We start from the raw sequence: 17,320 nt of genomic DNA, 5'->3' as shown, positions 1-17,320 counted from the left end.
ACAAAAAAATGTGTTCATCAAGTTAGCCTTAAATTAGCTTAGTCAAGAAACCAAAAAATATTTAAGAAATAGCTAAACTTTTGCATCGAAATATTATAGGAATAAATTATGAATCATCATTTTACTGAACATTGATCATGCAAATGTCACGCGCCACATTAAAAGCGTAAAATCGGCAGGCACCGATTAGTGAGGTACGTTCCATCATGGTTAGCCAAATCGATCTTATTCTTTCCCTCTTACAGCAAATGTGTGTTTATCTGGTTATTGCCTATCTGCTCAGCAAGACCCCGTTGTTCATTCCACTCATGCAGATCACTATTCGTCTGCCACACAAGCTGGTGTGTTACCTGACTTTTTCGATGTTCTGCATCATGGGTACGTACTTTGGTCTGCATATTGATGACTCCATTGCCAATACCCGGGCTATCGGTGCCGTACTGGGTGGCGTCCTGGGCGGCCCATCAGTAGGGTTTCTGGTGGGACTAACCGGTGGGCTGCACCGCTATTCCATGGGCGGCATGACTGCATTGGCCTGTATGCTTTCTACTATTGTGGAAGGTCTGGTCGGTGGCTTGCTCCATCGCAGCCTGGCCCGGCGTAACCGTATCGATCAACTGTTCCAGCCATTGGTCGTGGCGCTCACTACACTGGTCGCCGAAATATTACAGATGCTTATCATCCTGCTGGTGGCTCGTCCGTTTGACCAGGCACTGGAACTGGTCAAGGACATTGCGTTGCCAATGATGATCACCAACAGCATCGGTGCCGCTATGTTTATGCGCATTCTGCTCGATCGACGAGCGATCTTCGAGAAGTATACCTCCGCATTCTCCGCCAAAGCTTTGCAAATCGCGGCACGGGCCGAAGGAGCGTTGAGACAGGGATTCAATCAACAAAACAGTATGCGTGTGGCCCGCATTTTGTATGAAGAGCTGGGCGTCGGTGCCGTGGCTATCACCGACCGGGAAAAACTGCTGGCATTTATCGGGCTGGGGGATGATCACCATAAAGTTGGTTCGCGCATTACTTCACCTCACACTCACCGGGCGATTGATAATAACCAGGTGGTCTACGCCGACGGCAATGCGGTGCCCTATACCTGCTCCATTTCCCCCCACTGTAAGCTGGGTTCAACGCTGGTCATCCCGTTGCGTGGAGAGGAGCAACGGGTGATTGGCACTATCAAACTGTACGAGCCGAAGAACAAGCTGTTTTCCAGCATTAACCGCACACTGGGCGAAGGGATTGCACATCTGCTGTCCGCACAGATTCTGGCTGGCCGCTTTGAACAACAAAAACAGTTACTGGTGCAATCCGAAATAAAATTGCTCCATGCACAGGTCAACCCTCATTTTCTGTTCAATGCGCTGAATACGCTTTCAGCGGTCATTCGCCGCAATCCAGACTATGCCCGCCATCTGGTGCTATCGCTGTCGACCTTCTTTCGCAAAAACCTCAAGCGCAGCAATGATGAGGTATCGCTAAGTGATGAGATGGAGCACGTCAACGCCTATCTGGATATTGAAAAAGCGCGCTTCGCCGATCATCTGACAGTAGATATTTCGCTGCCGGAATCACTGCTGGAAGCACGGCTGCCAGCATTCTCACTGCAACCCATCGTAGAAAATGCCATCAAACATGGGACCTCCCAGATGCTGGAAAGCGGCCATATTTGCATCCGGGGACGATTACACGCCAACACGCTGGAACTGACGGTAGAAGACAATGCCGGTACCTATCAGCCACGCAGCGGCGGCGATGGGTTGGGCATGAATCTGGTGGACCGCCGTATCAAAGCGCGTTACGGCCATCGCTATGGCATCACCGTGGTCAGTGAGCCGGAGCAATTCACCCGTGTGGAAGTACGCGTGCCATTGACATTACCGGATAAAGTCGAAACGTGTGGTTTTGACAACGAAAAGAAATCCGCCTAATTATCCGTGGTGGAAATAACATCTCCCTGTTTTGGGGCCATCGGCAGATAACGAATGCAGGATAGACCGCTTTATGTAGAATAATTTGCTACTTTAATTATAAATATCCAGCAATATTAAAAAATATTCTCTATGCCACAGCGTAATATACCGAGAAAATAAAATCACCGGCTGCTTGATAATGACGCTAAGTGTAACGCGGCTGGCTCGCAGTAAATCTTGCAATATTCCTAAGTGAGTCCGCCGCTAAATGGGTGATAAGTAACATTAAATGCGTCCGTATGAGATAGCCAATCATATGATAAATAACTATTTTTGTTTAAATAAAAGGCCCAGACTTAACCTGTCCCCAGATATTGCACAAACGTACAATAAAAACGAATAGCATCTGAATTATCGTTTCTTCAACCTGATTACTGTGATCGATTCCTCTGATCAAGATGGGAAAAACACACAATTATGTTCTGTGGTACTTGATATACCCCAAATAATTCGAGTTGCAGGAAGGCGGCAAGAGAGTGAATCCCGAGGAGCTTACTCAGGTAAGTGATTCGGGTGAACGAACGCCGCCAACACACCTGCAACTTGAAGTATGGCGGGTATATAGCTGAATGCGTTGAAACCACAGTTAATGTTGTTGCACATCGCCCTCAGTTTATTCAACTTTTGGTTTTGTCAAAGAAAAATTGAGTATTTTAGCTGTGCTTATTCTTAGAGAGTGAACGGCGTCGTATCCCCCTGAGTCAATGTTCCGCGTCTTGGAGCGAAAAGGCATTGTCACGGTATTTAAATATTTTTATTTATGGCAAAAGGCATTATTCAATCTACAGATAATATTCATGAAGTTGAATATCTCAACGTGTTAAACACTGTTGGCATCAGTGTTACAGAGCAAACAGGAGCTATGATGGAGATCTTTCTCTATGCTGTCAGTGTAATGTACAGCCCCGGTCCCGTTAATTTTATGGGTTTGAATGCTGGACTAACCGGCAATTTCAAAAAAACGGTCGGTTTTTTTATTGGCGTAGGTTTCGCAATGTTTACTCTTTTCCTGCTGTTTGGTTACACTGGAGAAGCAGTGATTTCTCATCGTTATTTACCCTATATTGCTTTAGCCGGTGCAATCTATACATTTTATTTGGCGTTAAAAATGATGACCTCTTATGTAGGGATAAATGGTTCGAAAGAGGCTACGAGAAGAAATAATCTTACTTTCTGGAATGGTTTTTTTATTCAGGCATTAAATCCCAAGGGAATGCTTGTTGTGTTACCAATAACTACAGTGATGTATCCTTCTTCTCATATCACCGGAAGTATGATTCTAACGGTTTCGGCTTTAATTTCTGTAGGCGGCGCGGGCGCACCAGGTATTTATTCTTTTATCGGATCAGTGCTCGGAGAAAGAATCACTAATGAAAAATGGTTTAATAGACTGAATAGATTGATGGGGCTGATGTTGATATCTGCTGGTGTATTTATGGCATACGATTTCTTAATTGGTGTCAATTTAATGTAAGGAAGATCATTATGTTATCCGCTAATTCTCTTGGGTACTCAGGTTGGGAAATTATGCCTGTGGCACACATTTCAAATGATATTGAACGTCAGATAATAATGTAGATACTGGTACCCAGTCAGAATATCTGAAAGGCGCTAAATTTTTGTGCCGTTTCGCTTGGTGTTTTTGCTATGAATAGATTTCCAGCGAAACGGTGTCAAACCGAATGTTTTGGTAAAGTGTCGTGACATATGGCTCTGATCAAAGAACCCCGCGATCATAGCCGCGTCGATGATCGATTCCCCTTGCATTAAACAGGACTTCACAATATCCAGTCTGCGCATCGTTATATAACGGTGGGGGCTGGTCCCAAAAAGCAATCGGAAATCACGAGATAAACTCCAGCGGTCGCGTCCTGCTTGCTCCGCAAGTTCATCTAATGTGATGTTTCTATCCAGTGAGACGTTAATATATTCTCTGGCACGTTCTGCCGCGAGATAATCAAATGATTTATTGTTTGTTATCGACTGCCCTACCGTCTCGCTTAATGCAATGGCAAGATCGTAAAGGGCATCATCCTCTTCCATTGGGTTGATTTGGCAATCCATCTGTTGCAGTAACGTATTGGTTGCCTGAAAAAGTCGAGGGTCGGTGGTAATCCCATTCTTGATGAAAGGAAGTGGCTTACCTTTGAGGATCTGTTGTATCAGGGCTGGCTCAACATAAATCATACGATAGCGGAAGCCTTCCTGCGTTCCAGCTTGGCCGTCGTGCTCCTCATCAGGATAGAGGACGATTGTATTACCTGGCAGACTATGTTGCATGGCGCCGCGGTAATGAAAACTTTGAACACCGGATAAGGTTCTGCCGATAGCAAAGGTATCATGGCGATGCGGATCGTAGCCATGATTTGAAAAATAGGCTTCAATTCTTTCCAGCTTACCCGACTCTGGAGCCCTGTAAACCCAATCTTTCCCGGTAGATAGTTCAACCATCTCATTCCCTCATGTACTTTGAGCACGTTGCAGAAAACCAATAATTTTCTGGTACTGAGACCGAGGTAAATGGGCCCACCATTAAGCCAGATGCGGAACCATCTTGCTCATGTAACCCAGAATACGTTGTCGTTTTTTCCGATCGTAGTCCATCTCGCTCTTGTTACACACATAGGCCTTCGCGCTTAAAGCGTTTCCCATGTAGTCCCCAATTCATACTTTGGAAAAATCTTTCGGCTCAAGCTTGTAGTGGTCATTCATAATAATTTTACTAAGGTTGCCATGTGTTAGCCAGAGAAGGGCTGCCATATCAGGCCCTTTAAGTATTTTTATTCAACACTGCCCCTTGAGCAAGAAGTTGAAGCGCACATACAAGCCTATTTGACAGCAACAAACAGGCGAGATGGTGAGGCTCAAGAGTTAGCGACTGATGCATGCAAAGCAACGGGACTCTTTTTTGAATAAAACGTTGGCATCACCGTGGTCAGTGAGCCGGAGCAATTCACCCGTGTGGAAGTACGCGTGCCATTGACGTTACCGGATAAAGTCGAAACGTGTGGTTTTGACAACGAAAAGAAATCCGCCTAATTATCCGTGGTGGGAATAACATCCCCCTGTTTTGGGGCCATCGGTAGATAACGAATTGATCTCTTCCCGTTGTTCAGTACCGACGTAAAGTAGAGTTTTCGGCCCTTCTTCTCCATAAAAAAGAGATCAAGTTGGACTGACTTCTCTCACTATTGACATATTATCAACTCAGTAGTTTAGTATTTGTTATATTGTTAAACCATGGGTGAATCTATGTCATCAAAGTTAAACTGGCTTTTGCAGAAAACTGCGCCAGGTTCCTTGATATTACAGTCCTGGCTGACAAAAAATGGTATCAGCCCTTCTTTAGCCAATAAGTATATGCACAGCGACTGGTTACAAAAGCTACGTGCCGGGGTATACGTGCGGAGTGGGCGCGACCCTCAGTGGAGTGATGCCGTCCTATGCCTCCAAAATCAGCTTGGGATTTCTGTTCATCTGGCGGGGCTTACTAGCCTGACCTATCAGGGACGCTCTCATTATCTTCACTTAACACGCCAGGCGATTTGGCTTTGCGTAGAAGATAAAGCTTCATTGCCAAAATGGTTCAAAGAATTTCCCAATGTCGAGTGGCTTTTACTTTCTAACCAGAAGCTCAATATGCATGACGAAAAATATCTGACAGAGGTTGAAATTAAAGGAGGGCGGTTGAAAGCGAGTGTGCCGGAATTAGCTGCTTACGAGATTGCTAATGCAGTCCCTGGTTCACTTTCATTTGAGCACGCAGCGGAGCTGTTTCAGGGGCTGGTAAACCTGAGTCCGCGTAAAGTCGAATTGTTGTTACAGTCCAGTCGAGCAGTGCAAACTAACCGGCTTTACCTGTTTCTGGCCGATCACTATGCTCATGCATGGGTTAAGCGGATAGATAAAGCCAACATTGACTTGGGGGCTGGGAAACGGCAGATCGTATCTGGTGGCAAGCTAGACCCAAAATATCAGATCACTGTTCCAGAGAGTTTTGTTAGCAAAGGGATCTCGCATGGATAAGCATTCACCTTATTATCGGCAAGTTGAGTTGCTGCTCAGTGCATTACCTGTTGTGGCATCAGAGCGATGCTTTGCACTAAAAGGTGGGACGGCGATAAACTTGTTTGTTCGTGATTTCCCACGATTATCGGTTGATATCGATTTGGCTTACATTCCTCTGGAAAGCAGAGATGTGGCATTGCCAAATGTGCGGGCTGCTTTGACGCGTATTGCAGAAATACAGCAACAACAGGCGGGCATTTCGGCGGTGCTACAAACGAATAATCCTGATGAAATGCGTATTATTGTCTCTTCTCCGGAGGCACAGATAAAGATAGAAGTTTCGCCTGTTACGCGAGGTACACTGTATCCCCCGGAAGAACGTGATGTTGTTGAGGCGGTAGACGACGAGTTCGGTTTTGCTACTATTCAGGTTGTATCACTTGCAGATCTCTATGGTGGCAAGCTTTGCGCTGCTCTGGATAGGCAACACCCCCGCGATTTTTATGACGTCAAAATGCTGCTCGAAACGCAAGGTATCGATCGCCACATCTTTAATGGTTTCATCACCTATCTACTGGGACACCCGCGCCCATTATCAGAGGTACTAAATCCCCGCTGGAAAGATATTTCTCTACCATATGCAAATGAATTTAATGGGATGACATTCGATGCGATCTCTCTGGAAGAACTCAATGCGATACCCAAATTAATGGTTACTGCTCTCAAAGCACAATTCACGCAGCGGGATTATGATTTTCTGATGTCTTTCAAACGTGGTGAGCCGGACTGGAATCTCGCTCCTGAAGACCAGATTCAGCATCTACCAGCGGTTAGGTGGAAGTTACGAAATATTGGTCGGATACCAAAAGATAAACATATTCAGGCGTTGGCGAAGCTTGAGACAGTTCTTGCCGAGTGGATAGAGTAGTTTATCATTTAATCTATACATTCACCCTGGGTATCACTACATGGTGATTTGTAAACCACATGCACTAATCTATCAAAGCACAGCAGCGTAGTAACAACAGATAAATCAAATTGTTATAAACGTGTAGGTTAAAGCGCAGTTTTTACTGGTTTTATATAAATAATCTTTATTTATCAGCACTAACGCACCAATTCATCATGGGCGTGTGCAAGCTAACTTCTTTTTTTCCCATTTAAATAAATCACTTATAAACCATAATGGCAAATTAAGGGGGGGGGGTGATTTTGGGGTAATTTGAGCCATATTTTTCATGTTCTCCCAAATGCTATCCAGTTCTCCGGGAGACTCTAAGTCTATCCAACGCGCAGAGACTTCCATGAGCATTGAGTAGTCTTGGTGTCCCATCTGGTTGGCGATGAAAGCAAGGTTGCCCGCGCCGTCAGGTTCCACACCTTCAACGGCCAGGTTCGCCAGAGAAGGGCTGCCATATCAGGTCCCTTAAGTATTTTTACTCAACGCTGCCCCTTGAGCAGGAAGTTGAAGCGCACATACAAGAATATTTGACAGCAACAAACAGTCGAGATGGCGAGGCTCAAGAGCTAGCGACTTATGTAGTGGTGGGAATAGCATCCCCCTGTTTTGGGATTATCGTTAGAAACGGATACAGGATAAACCGCTTTATATAGAATAATTTTCTACGCCCCCCCTAAATAGCCGGTAATATTAAAAAAACATTCTCTACGCCACGGCGTAATATTATAGGGAAGATAAAATTACCGACCGGTTGATAGAAGCAAGAATAAATAAATTGATTGTCTTATTAGACATAAATATCAAATAAAAAACTCTGTACATGTCAATAACAATGAAACCGACTAATCAGATGTTTGGGATTTATTCCGGCGTAGTAAAGCCGGTCAAGGCATTATAATGCGCATTCCGCGTCGTATGATGCACATAGTTATAAGTGGGTTAAAAACAGTATTATGGTCTGCGTGGTGCTTTAACGTGGAGCACCATTACTCTAAATGCTTCGGTTCTATGTTTTACCTCAATCTGTGACCCGATAGTTAGTTTGATAGATTGTTTAATTTTCACTGGTTTGGTTTACAAAGTACTGGCGCAGCATAAATACCCAGGTACTTCGCTGATGATAATCATTATTACCGGCTTATTACTTTGTATTTTCCCATTCCCGACATTTTCATAAATTAACGGCATCGGCTACTACCTGCTGTCACGGTTTAAAGGTATTAATTATGAGTCATGTTAGTCATTCAGCAGTGTGGGACGAATTTATCCGGGCGCTAATCCAGGAAGTTAAACCTGCGATAGGCTGTACTGAGCCCATCTCATTAGCGCTGGCATCCGCTATAGCTACCTCCTATTTATCCGGCACGGTAGAACGCATCGACGCACGGGTCTCGCCAAACCTGATGAAGAATGGGATGGGGGTAATGGTTCCAGGTACTGGAATGGTCGGATTACCAATAGCGGCTGCAGTTGGTGCATTGGGAGGGAACCCGACAGCCGGGTTGGAAGTGCTTAAACAGGTTACGCAGGAACAGGTGGTGGCAGCCAAAGCGATGCTATCACAAGGGAGAGTAAATATTGGGATGCAGGCCGGGGATGAAATCCTGTTTGTAGAATCGCGGGTTCATCACGGCGATGAATGGGTTGCTGTCACCATTACCGGGAATCATACCCGTGTGATAAGAATCGTGAAGAATGACGACGTGCTTTTTGATGCGACGACAGAAACGGCGTCATCTATCAATGCCGAGACGTACCAACAGGGTTATTGTCTGAAACAGGCCACAGCGCAACAGATTTACCAGTTTGCGACTGAGGTCCCCTTTGAGCAGATCGCGTTTATTTTACAAGCGGCCACACTGAACGAGAACTTGTCCAGCGAGGGACTGAGCCGTAATTATGGCTTGCATATTGGCGCCACTTTATCCCGGCAGCGTGAACGCGGCTTACTGGTTAAAGACCTGCTGTCCGATATCATGATCCGCACCGCTTCTGCCTCTGACGCACGGATGGGCGGCGCGCTATTGCCAGCAATGAGCAATTCAGGTTCCGGCAATCAGGGTATCGCAGCGACAATGCCAGTGGTGGTGGTGGCGGAATATCTGGACGTAAGCGAAGAAAAATTAGCCAGAGCGTTAACCTTGTCACATTTGATGGCGATTTATATTCATAGCCAGTTACCAACCTTGTCAGCATTATGTGCTGCCACTACAGCATCAATGGGTGCGGCAGCCGGGATGTCTTGGCTATTGGAGCCACGCTACGAGCTGGTCGCTATGGCAATTAGCAGCATGATTGGCGATATTAGCGGGATCATATGCGACGGTGCCGCCAACAGTTGCGCCATGAAAGTGTCTACCAGTGCGACGGCGGCTTATAAGGCGGTATTGATGGCGCTGGATCGCAGTGGCGTGAGTGGCAACGAAGGGATTGTGGCTGGTGATGTGGATAAATCAATTGCCAACCTGTGTGCGTTAGCCTGTGGTTCAATGCAGCGAATAGACACTCAGGTCATTGATATTATGGTAAGAAAAGCCTATGCCTAGCGCACCGGGAATAACTGTCATAAGCTATGTATCAGGCTACTGACGAACCTGCGCTCGGCGTCGAACGCCATCTCTGGCATGACTGTTTGGGCGCAACGTTCATGGGCACCACCTCGCTGGTTATGTCGTTATCTTCAATTTTTCGCGCTCGTTTATCTGAGCACGGTTCCCTTGTTAGTCGTTTTCTGTCAGAGCGGGGAAACCTGTTTTTCCGTCCCCCATCCTTTCTTTTCATTCTGTGATCCACATTAACCTTTCAGGCTCCCCACCCGTAGCTAATAATGTCAACATGGCAATAAAAACAGCGTTTCAAATTACTTAGCTAATAAGGATAAGGAGGCAACATGCCGTATCAGGCCAACCCGTCACGCTATGAATCCATGCAATATCGCTACTGTGGGCGTAGCGGCCTTAAAATTCCCGCGCTATCCCTCGGCCTATGGCACAGTTTTGGCCACGTCAACGCCCTTGAGTCACAGCGCGCACTGCTACGTAAAGCCTTCGATCTGGGCATCACCCATTTTGATCTCGCTAATAACTACGGTCCGCCATCAGGGTCCGCCGAAGAAAATTTTGGGCGTCTGCTAAAAGCGGATTTCGCGGGCTATCGCGACGAACTACTGATTTCCACCAAAGCGGGATACGATATGTGGCCAGGGCCGTATGGTTCGGGCGGCTCACGGAAATACCTGCTCTCAAGCCTTGATCAAAGTCTGAAACGTATGGGACTTGAGTACGTCGATATTTTCTATTCCCATCGCGTGGATGAAAACACACCGCTGGAAGAAACCGCCGCTGCACTCGCTCAGGCCGTGCAATGCGGCAAGGCACTGTACGTTGGCATCTCTTCCTACTCGCCGGAGCGTACTCAAAAGATGGCTGAGTTACTACGTGAGTGGAAAATCCCGCTGCTTATCCACCAGCCTTCCTACAATCTGCTTAACCGTTGGGTGGATAAGAGTGGCTTGCTGGACACGCTTGAAGATAACGGTGTGGGCTGCATCGCCTTTACGCCACTGGCGCAGGGTCTATTAACCGGGAAATACCTCAACGGCATTCCCGCGGGTTCACGTATGCAGGTCGAAGGAAAAAAAGCGCGTGGCCTGACGGAAAAGATGCTTTCAGAGACCAACCTTAACAGTTTGCGTCTGCTTAACGATATGGCGCAGCAGCGCGGCCAAAGTATGGCGCAAATGGCGTTGAGCTGGCTGCTTAAGGACAACCGCGTGACGTCGGTATTGATTGGCGCGAGCCACCCAGAGCAACTGGAAGAAAACGTGAACGCACTGGAAAATCTGTGTTTTAGCGCGGAAGAACTCGCCATTATCGATAAGCATGTAGCAGACGGACAACTGAATCTATGGCAAGCGTCGTCAGACAAATAACAGGGCTGAAGACATCTTTTACGTTTAACATCGGATACTCAGGGTGAGTGCCTTTCCCTCAGTTATTCCCTCTTGCCTGAATCATGGGTGACATCCAGTACATCGCGCAAAAAATCACCCAGATAGTTAAACGCGGCCACAACCAGCACGATGGCAATCCCGGCGGGCAACATCTGCTCCGGGTGCGTCATCATCACGTTTTTGGCCTCACCCAGCATCGCGCCCCACTCTGGTGTCGGGGGCTGAACACCCAGGCCAAGAAATGAAAGTGCGGAAAGCATCAGAATGACCGCACCACTGTCGGTGGTCGCCAGCAGGGCCATTTCTGCCGCCGTTACTGGCAATAGATGCCGCAGTACGATATAGCGCGGTGAGCCACCAATCAGCCGGGCGTAATGAATATAATGGCCGCTGCTGTATTGCAGCACGATGCCGCGAATCATGCGGGCATACCACGCCCATTTCACCAGCAATACCGCCAGCAGGATATTGCCTAACCCCGGCCCCATCATCCCTACCAATGCAAAAATCATCACTTCCGCCGGGAAAGCCAGCATCACATCACACAAACGCATCAACAGCGCATCCACGCGGCCCCGACAATATCCCGCCAATACGCCAATGACCATGCCGACCAACAGCGTGACACTCATTGCCAGCAGCGACACAAATACCGTACTGCGGATACCGAACAACAGACGCGACAACACATCACGGCCCAGATGATCGGCCCCCAACAGATGGTTCATGCTGATGCCCTGGTATTTATCACGCCACGACACTAACAGTGGATCATGTGGCGCGATCCAGGGTGCCAGCACGCCGGTCAGCAAGACCAACAGCAGAAGAGACAGACTTAATTGCACCAGACAATCCGCTTTTAATATCTGCCACAATCGTCTGATCATCGCGTCACCCCCTGACGTAACCGTGGGTCCAGCCACAATTGCAGCACATCGATCAGGAAATTACCGACCACAAACAGCAATGCCATCAACAGGATGTAAGCCTGAATCACTGGATAGTCGCGATTGAAAATGGCGGTGACGCACAATCGCCCCAGTCCGGGCCAGGAAAAAATATTTTCGATCACCAGTGTACCGGCAATCAGTTTGGGAATACTCATTCCCAGCGCCACCAACGGTGAATACAGCGCATTCACCAACACATGCCGCCACAGGATACGACGCTGAGACAAACCGCGCGCTTTGGCATATGTCACATAAGGTTGGTTGAGATGACTCAGCATGTTATTGCGCAGTAATCGCACATAGGTGCCGAGATAACCCAGCGCCAGCGTCAACGCTGGCAGAATCACCGCGCCGGACTCAGTCATCCCGCCCACAGGCAGCCAGTCCAATTTTAACGCCACCAGCCAGAGCAGCAGCAACCCTGTCCAGTAATTCGGCATGGCAGTCAGCAGGAATAACAAGGTGCGCAACACCTTATCCGGCCAGCGTCCAACACGGACAACACATAACATCGCCAACGACAGTGATCCAACCAGAATCATGCCCAGTGCCGCGCCAGCCAGCCGCAATGTTGCAGGCAACGCCAACATCAGCTCCTGCCAGACGCCATCACGGGTTACAAACGAAGTGCCAAAATCGAGATGCAGACTCTGTTTTAGCCAGGACAGATATTGTTGCCAGAACGGTTTGTCCAGACCCAACTCATGGTGCATGGTAGCGATGGCGGCATCGGTAGGGACAATGGCATTCACCCGCAAAGCAACCTCGGCGGGGTCAGAAGGCGAAAGACGGATCAGTGTAAAAGCGATCAGGGAGATCACCAATATCAGTGGCACCATCATGCAAAACCGGGTTAACAGATAACGCGTCATCCTCCACCCGTAATCAGCGGAAAAACATCTTTTCAAACGGGATTTCGTACTGAGAGGGATTGAATGAAACCCCTTGCAGACATGGGCTGAACACCGCTTTGGTCCGCGAGTAGGTCAGCGGGATATACACACATTCATTCGCCAGTGTCGTCAAAATCTGTCGGTACAGTGATTTGCGAGTCACTTCATTATGCGCAATCAGCACCTCGCCGATCATACGGTCGATGTCGGCCTTGTCTGGCAAGCCTTTTTGCCCCTGATAATCGGCGTGAGCCGGAATGCGAAAAGAAGAGACGTAAGATTGCGGATCGTAAGGTTTTCCCCAGGATAACGAGTATTGAATATCAAAATCACCGGATTTCTGGCGGTCCAGATAGGCCTGTTTTTCCTCACCCAATAACACCAGATCCACGCCAACCTGCCGAAAATCACTCTGCACCATCTCGGCGATATCCCGTTCGCCAGCATTGTTGCTGTTATAGGAAAAAAGCAGTTGCAGCGTTTTACCCTGTTTCTGGCGCACCTTGCCGCCACGGGGCAATGTCCAGCCAGCAGTATCCAGTAACGCATTGGCTTTTGCCGTATTGTAGCGGTAGATCGGCAGGTCAGGGATATTGGCATATGGCACACTACGCGCCAGTAGGGTATCCGCTACGCTTTCACTGCCCGACATGACGCCCTGCGCTAGTGCTTCTTTATTCACCGCATATTCCAGCGCCATCCGAACCTGACGATCCGACGTGATCGGGCGACTGCTGTTGAGCACTAATGCCCGTGACGCTACCGGTTCACTGATGTCGGTATGAAACTTTCCGGCAGCTTGCAACGCGATAAAGCTATCACTGTTCAGCATGTCGCCATCCGCACCGTAAATAAGCTGAATATCGCCCTTTTTCAGTGCCATCAACATACTCTGTCGTTCGGGAATGACTCGCCATACCACACGCGAAATGCGTGGCCGACTTCCCCAGTAATTCGGGTTAACGGCAAACACCGCGTACTGGTTTTTCACATGCTGGGTTAACAGCCACGGCCCGGTACCACTATAGCCGCTGACCCCCTTTTTAGTCTGGCCATCGATGAAGCTACGGGGGGAAATAAAACGGAAAGGCCGTGTCAGCCCCAGTTCAATCAGCGTCGGGTAGTAGGGATTTTTCAGATATAACGCCACCGTGAGGTCATCCACAACCGCCACATGGTCAATCTGTTGCACCAGTTCCAGCCAGGCGTGCCGCTGGTAGTTGGCCAGCACAGCATCAATGTTCAGTTTCACCGCTTGCGCATTAAATGGCATACCGTCGCTGAACATAACATGCGGGCGCAGATGGAAGGTGTAAACCTTACCATCCGGTGAAATGTCCCAGCGCTGCGCCAGCCAGGGTTTTACACCATCGTTGGTGTTAATGACCAGCGACTCAAACACCATGTTCTGCGCAGCCATTTCCCCGCGGTAAAGATGCGGGTTAATATCACGAATATCTTTGGTACTGGCGTATTGCAGCGTGGTTGTACTCTCCGGCCGGGATTCCGCCGCAGGCAAACCAAACGCCGTCATCAAGCCGGTAAACAGCAGCAGGATCAGATTTTGAACAGGTTTCATTGTGATCACTTCGGCTTATTTTTCCGCGCACACCAAAAATAGTGGCGTTGAGGCGTAGTTCACTCTCTCCGTTTCATCCCACAGCGTTTCGCCAACGCGGGTATCCATCATCACTTTGTGATAACCGCAGTGCAGCAGTGCGGCAGTATCCCATTGCGGGCGACGCTCACGGCTGAGCGGAAGTTGGCGGGCGATGTTTTCCATCGCAGTGGTATCCGTGTTGACGTAGTGATCGTCCAGCCCCAGATAACGGGCATTGGCGCGATCCTCCAGATACCCCAGACGGCTGGCCTCATCAAACAGTTGCAGATACCAGTTGGCATCAAAGTTCACCATCCGTCCGCCGGGCATCAACACCCGCCGCCATTCCTGATAGGCACACTGTGGCGCATCCAGATTCCAGGTCACGTTACGAGAAACCACCAGATCAAAGCTGTCATCGTCAAACGGCAGGTTATGCACATCCGAGTGGACAAAATTGATCGATACGCCATGATGTTCTGCATTGTCCCTGGCTTGATCGAGCATCGCTTCCGTAATATCCACCGCCGTAACCTGATGCCCCGCCAGCGCCAGCGTAACCGCGAAAAAACCCGGCCCGGTGCCAATATCCAGCACCCGCAACACCGGTTTATTCGGCGCATATTCAGTAATTTTACTCAGCCAGGCGACTCGTTTGGCATTAGCGAGCTCGGCAACATTAATCTGGCTGTAATCGGCAGCACGATGGCTCCAATAACGCTGGACGTCCTCCAGCAACGGCTGGTTATCCTTATCAAGGAGAAGTTGACTCACACGGATCATCCTTTAATCGGTAATATGTTGGTCGGAAATGCCTCTGCCCACGACGGTCTGCTTGACGGGATACCAAAAAGGGAGAGGGAAACTACTGTGCCGATTTATAACAGATTGTCTGGTGTGGGTTAATTACAGTGTATGAAGTTTTCATAAAAAATCATACTTTCTTGATCTGGCTTAATATTGCAGCACGTTACCACCGTGTTTTGGGCCGCAAAACGATGCAGCCGGAGAGATAATATTCAGCAGAGAGCAAAAAACGGAATCGCAGGCCCTGGCATTACAGCGGAATCAGATTAAGACGGCCATGGCGCACACCGGTCTGGGCAATCACCGATTCGGCAAACTGTTCCACCAGCGAGGTCATACCACGCAGGACCACTGTTTCCACGCATTCATCATGACTCAGATGGATGTGCATGGTGGAGACGGTCAGGTCATGATGGTCATGCTGCATACCCGCCAGACGGCTGGAAAGCTGGCGTTCATGATGATCATAAACGTAGCTCAACACCGCAACGCAGTGTGCTTCTTTATCCGCTGCCACCGTCATTTCCCCCAGTTCACGGCGCAGCATATCCCGAAACGCTTCCGAACGATTGGCATAACCTTTGCGTGTCATCAGCTCGTCAAAGTCTTCCGCCAGTTGGTCGTCCATTGAAATCGTCAGTCTTTGCATTGTCATCCTCATAGGGGAAAGAAAAATACCGCCAGCCGCATTATATACTCTATGTTCCATTCGGTTGCAGCGTCAGTGATACGGCGCGATATGTCAACATCCTGTAATACTACACCGCTAATTTAGGCCTGATATACCTTACTTCCGTTGCTGGCAACGGTATGCATTGCCGGTGTAATTATCGCTTTCTTCAGTTTATTCTACGGGATGCAGATCGCCATTTTGTTGGTCTCTTCACAGGTTCAAACCCCCAGACCGATAATTATCTTTCAAGATTAAGGGGGAAACGTCTGCATTGTCGTGATGTCGGGTTACCTGACGTTTCTTGACCACACAGATACTGTGTTGATGAATCCCCTGAGGGTCCGACATTACCCGCCAGCGATTTGTACTGGCCGGTATAATGCTGTTGTGAAAGGAGACACACAATGCCGAAACTCACCGCAATCAGTGGCGTAGGAGGGAAGAACCCTGCCGCATTTATGGTCGAAGTAAACGGATTTCGTTTACTGCTGGACCTGGGAATGGGTCCAGAATCGGGGATATTACCCGATATCCAGAATGTATCGCCACCGGATGCCATCTACCTAAGCCATGCCCATGAAGATCATTGTGGTGGGCTGGCGCTACGTTCCCAGTGGGGCAACCCGCCAGTTTACACCACCGCCATGGTCTGGCAGCAGATCCCCACCACCGTAGTGGCCGAAACCGATCGCCATACCCTGCTGGAACACGGGCACGGACATATCGGCCCGTTGAACGTCATCACCGGGCGCAGTGGTCACTCACCCGGTGGTATCTGGCTGCATCTGAATGAAAGTACAGGCATGACCTACACTGGCGACTGGAGTACCGAATCCAACGTCTTCCCCTTCGATCTGCCTCCGCAGGCAGCGCTACTGATCACTGATGCCACCTATGGTGATCGCACTCAGTCGTTGCCGGAACAGAAGTCCGTTCTGCTACAACAGGCACGGGAAGGTGCCGTCATTGCAGTTCCGGCCTGGGGTCGTGCGCCAGAAATAGCGCTGTATCTGATGGAGTCCGGCATCATGCCGCGGTTTTGCCCGCAGATCATACGGGAAATCACCTTACAGTTGCCGAAATTATCCGGATATGTGAAGGACAGACTATCCACACTGCTGACCCAGCAAACCACACAGCCTTACCAGCCAGATGATGTGATTATCTGCTGTGATGCCACAGCAAAAAGCGGGCTTTCTGCCGAACTGAGTCAACAGACCGAGACATTCCGTTTTATCTTCGGCAGTTATATCGCACGTGGTACACCGGCGTTAGCAATGCTGCAAGCGGAAAAAGCGCGCTGGCTACCCTGGAACGTTCACCCCCGATTGCAAGATCAACTGATGCTGGCAAAAACCACCAACGCCAGTCAGATTCTACCCGCATTTGTGGCACCCTATAACGCCTCACAGATCGAAGAAAGGTTGTCTGGCCGTATTACCTGGGAAAAAGAGTGTGAATTTTAAACCGGAAGCAGAACGCTAAGTGGTAAATGTA

Annotated in this window: 13 protein-coding genes and 1 pseudogene; 8 read left to right on the top strand and 6 right to left on the bottom strand. The window is 48.7% G+C overall.

The window, feature by feature from the left end; all coding sequences use genetic code 11:
* Positions 1-206: 206 nt before the first annotated feature.
* Both CWC46_RS04280 and CWC46_RS04275 read left to right on the top strand, forming a co-directional pair.
* Positions 207-1,937, top strand: a complete 1,731-nt coding sequence (locus CWC46_RS04280; protein ID WP_021013434.1) for a sensor histidine kinase — start codon at positions 207-209, stop codon at positions 1,935-1,937.
* 802 nt (positions 1,938-2,739) lie between these two features.
* Positions 2,740-3,453 (top strand): LysE family translocator, encoded by a 714-nt coding sequence (locus tag CWC46_RS04275; RefSeq protein WP_237160205.1) that lies wholly within the window; start codon positions 2,740-2,742, stop codon positions 3,451-3,453.
* A gap of 137 nt (positions 3,454-3,590) precedes the next feature.
* On the opposite strand, the gene CWC46_RS04270 is transcribed toward CWC46_RS04275, so the two are convergent.
* On the bottom strand, positions 3,591-4,430 hold the full coding sequence (locus CWC46_RS04270) for an AraC family transcriptional regulator (protein ID WP_021013437.1): 840 nt from the start codon (positions 4,428-4,430) through the stop codon (positions 3,591-3,593).
* 801 nt (positions 4,431-5,231) lie between these two features.
* Between CWC46_RS04270 and CWC46_RS04265 the strand changes: the two genes are divergently transcribed.
* The 5 genes and pseudogenes from CWC46_RS04265 (at position 5,232) to CWC46_RS04240 (ending at position 10,879) form a co-directional block, all read left to right on the top strand.
* A complete protein-coding gene (locus CWC46_RS04265; protein WP_037380309.1) occupies positions 5,232-6,005 on the top strand; it encodes a type IV toxin-antitoxin system AbiEi family antitoxin in 774 nt (257 codons plus the stop codon).
* Positions 5,998-6,915, top strand: a complete 918-nt coding sequence (locus CWC46_RS04260; protein ID WP_021013440.1) for a nucleotidyl transferase AbiEii/AbiGii toxin family protein — start codon at positions 5,998-6,000, stop codon at positions 6,913-6,915. Before CWC46_RS04265 ends, CWC46_RS04260 begins: the two co-directional genes overlap by 8 nt.
* A 1,003-nt stretch (positions 6,916-7,918) precedes the next feature.
* Positions 7,919-8,125: pseudogene (locus tag CWC46_RS23585) on the top strand (hypothetical protein); the annotation flags it as partial.
* Between the two features lie 49 nt (positions 8,126-8,174).
* Positions 8,175-9,494: an L-cysteine desulfidase family protein gene (locus CWC46_RS04245; protein WP_021013441.1), complete on the top strand. Its 1,320-nt coding sequence runs from the start codon at positions 8,175-8,177 to the stop codon at positions 9,492-9,494.
* A gap of 344 nt (positions 9,495-9,838) precedes the next feature.
* Positions 9,839-10,879, top strand: coding sequence for an aldo/keto reductase (locus CWC46_RS04240; protein ID WP_021013442.1), 1,041 nt, complete (start codon positions 9,839-9,841; stop codon positions 10,877-10,879).
* Positions 10,880-10,941: 62 nt separating this feature from the next.
* On the opposite strand, the gene opp1C is transcribed toward CWC46_RS04240, so the two are convergent.
* The 5 genes from opp1C to nikR form a co-directional block, all read right to left on the bottom strand.
* Positions 10,942-11,787: a nickel/cobalt ABC transporter permease gene (opp1C, locus tag CWC46_RS04235; RefSeq protein ID WP_021013443.1), complete on the bottom strand. Its 846-nt coding sequence runs from the start codon at positions 11,785-11,787 to the stop codon at positions 10,942-10,944.
* Positions 11,784-12,722, bottom strand: coding sequence for a nickel/cobalt ABC transporter permease (gene opp1B / locus CWC46_RS04230; protein ID WP_021013444.1), 939 nt, complete (start codon positions 12,720-12,722; stop codon positions 11,784-11,786). The genes opp1C and opp1B overlap by 4 nt, the downstream gene beginning before the upstream one ends.
* A 13-nt stretch (positions 12,723-12,735) precedes the next feature.
* The gene (gene nikA / locus CWC46_RS04225; RefSeq protein WP_021013445.1) at positions 12,736-14,322 is read right to left on the bottom strand and encodes a nickel ABC transporter substrate-binding protein; all 1,587 of its coding nucleotides are present in this window, start codon (positions 14,320-14,322) and stop codon (positions 12,736-12,738) included.
* Between the two features lie 15 nt (positions 14,323-14,337).
* Positions 14,338-15,126: a class I SAM-dependent methyltransferase gene (locus CWC46_RS04220; protein ID WP_037380315.1), complete on the bottom strand. Its 789-nt coding sequence runs from the start codon at positions 15,124-15,126 to the stop codon at positions 14,338-14,340.
* A 274-nt stretch (positions 15,127-15,400) separates the two neighbouring features.
* Positions 15,401-15,799 carry a nickel-responsive transcriptional regulator NikR gene (gene nikR / locus CWC46_RS04215; RefSeq protein ID WP_021013447.1) on the bottom strand — a complete coding sequence of 133 codons (399 nt, stop codon included), beginning with the start codon at positions 15,797-15,799 and terminating at the stop codon, positions 15,401-15,403.
* Positions 15,800-16,227: 428 nt separating this feature from the next.
* Here nikR and CWC46_RS04210 point away from each other — a divergent pair, with 428 nt between their 5' ends.
* On the top strand, positions 16,228-17,289 hold the full coding sequence (locus CWC46_RS04210; protein WP_021013448.1) for an MBL fold metallo-hydrolase: 1,062 nt from the start codon (positions 16,228-16,230) through the stop codon (positions 17,287-17,289).
* Positions 17,290-17,320 lie beyond the last annotated feature (31 nt).

The organism is Prodigiosinella confusarubida, assembly GCF_002847015.1.
GTDB lineage: Bacteria > Pseudomonadota > Gammaproteobacteria > Enterobacterales > Enterobacteriaceae > Prodigiosinella > Prodigiosinella aquatilis.
Note: the sequence above shows the minus strand (reverse complement) of the source record. Positions and strands in the feature narration are given on the sequence as shown.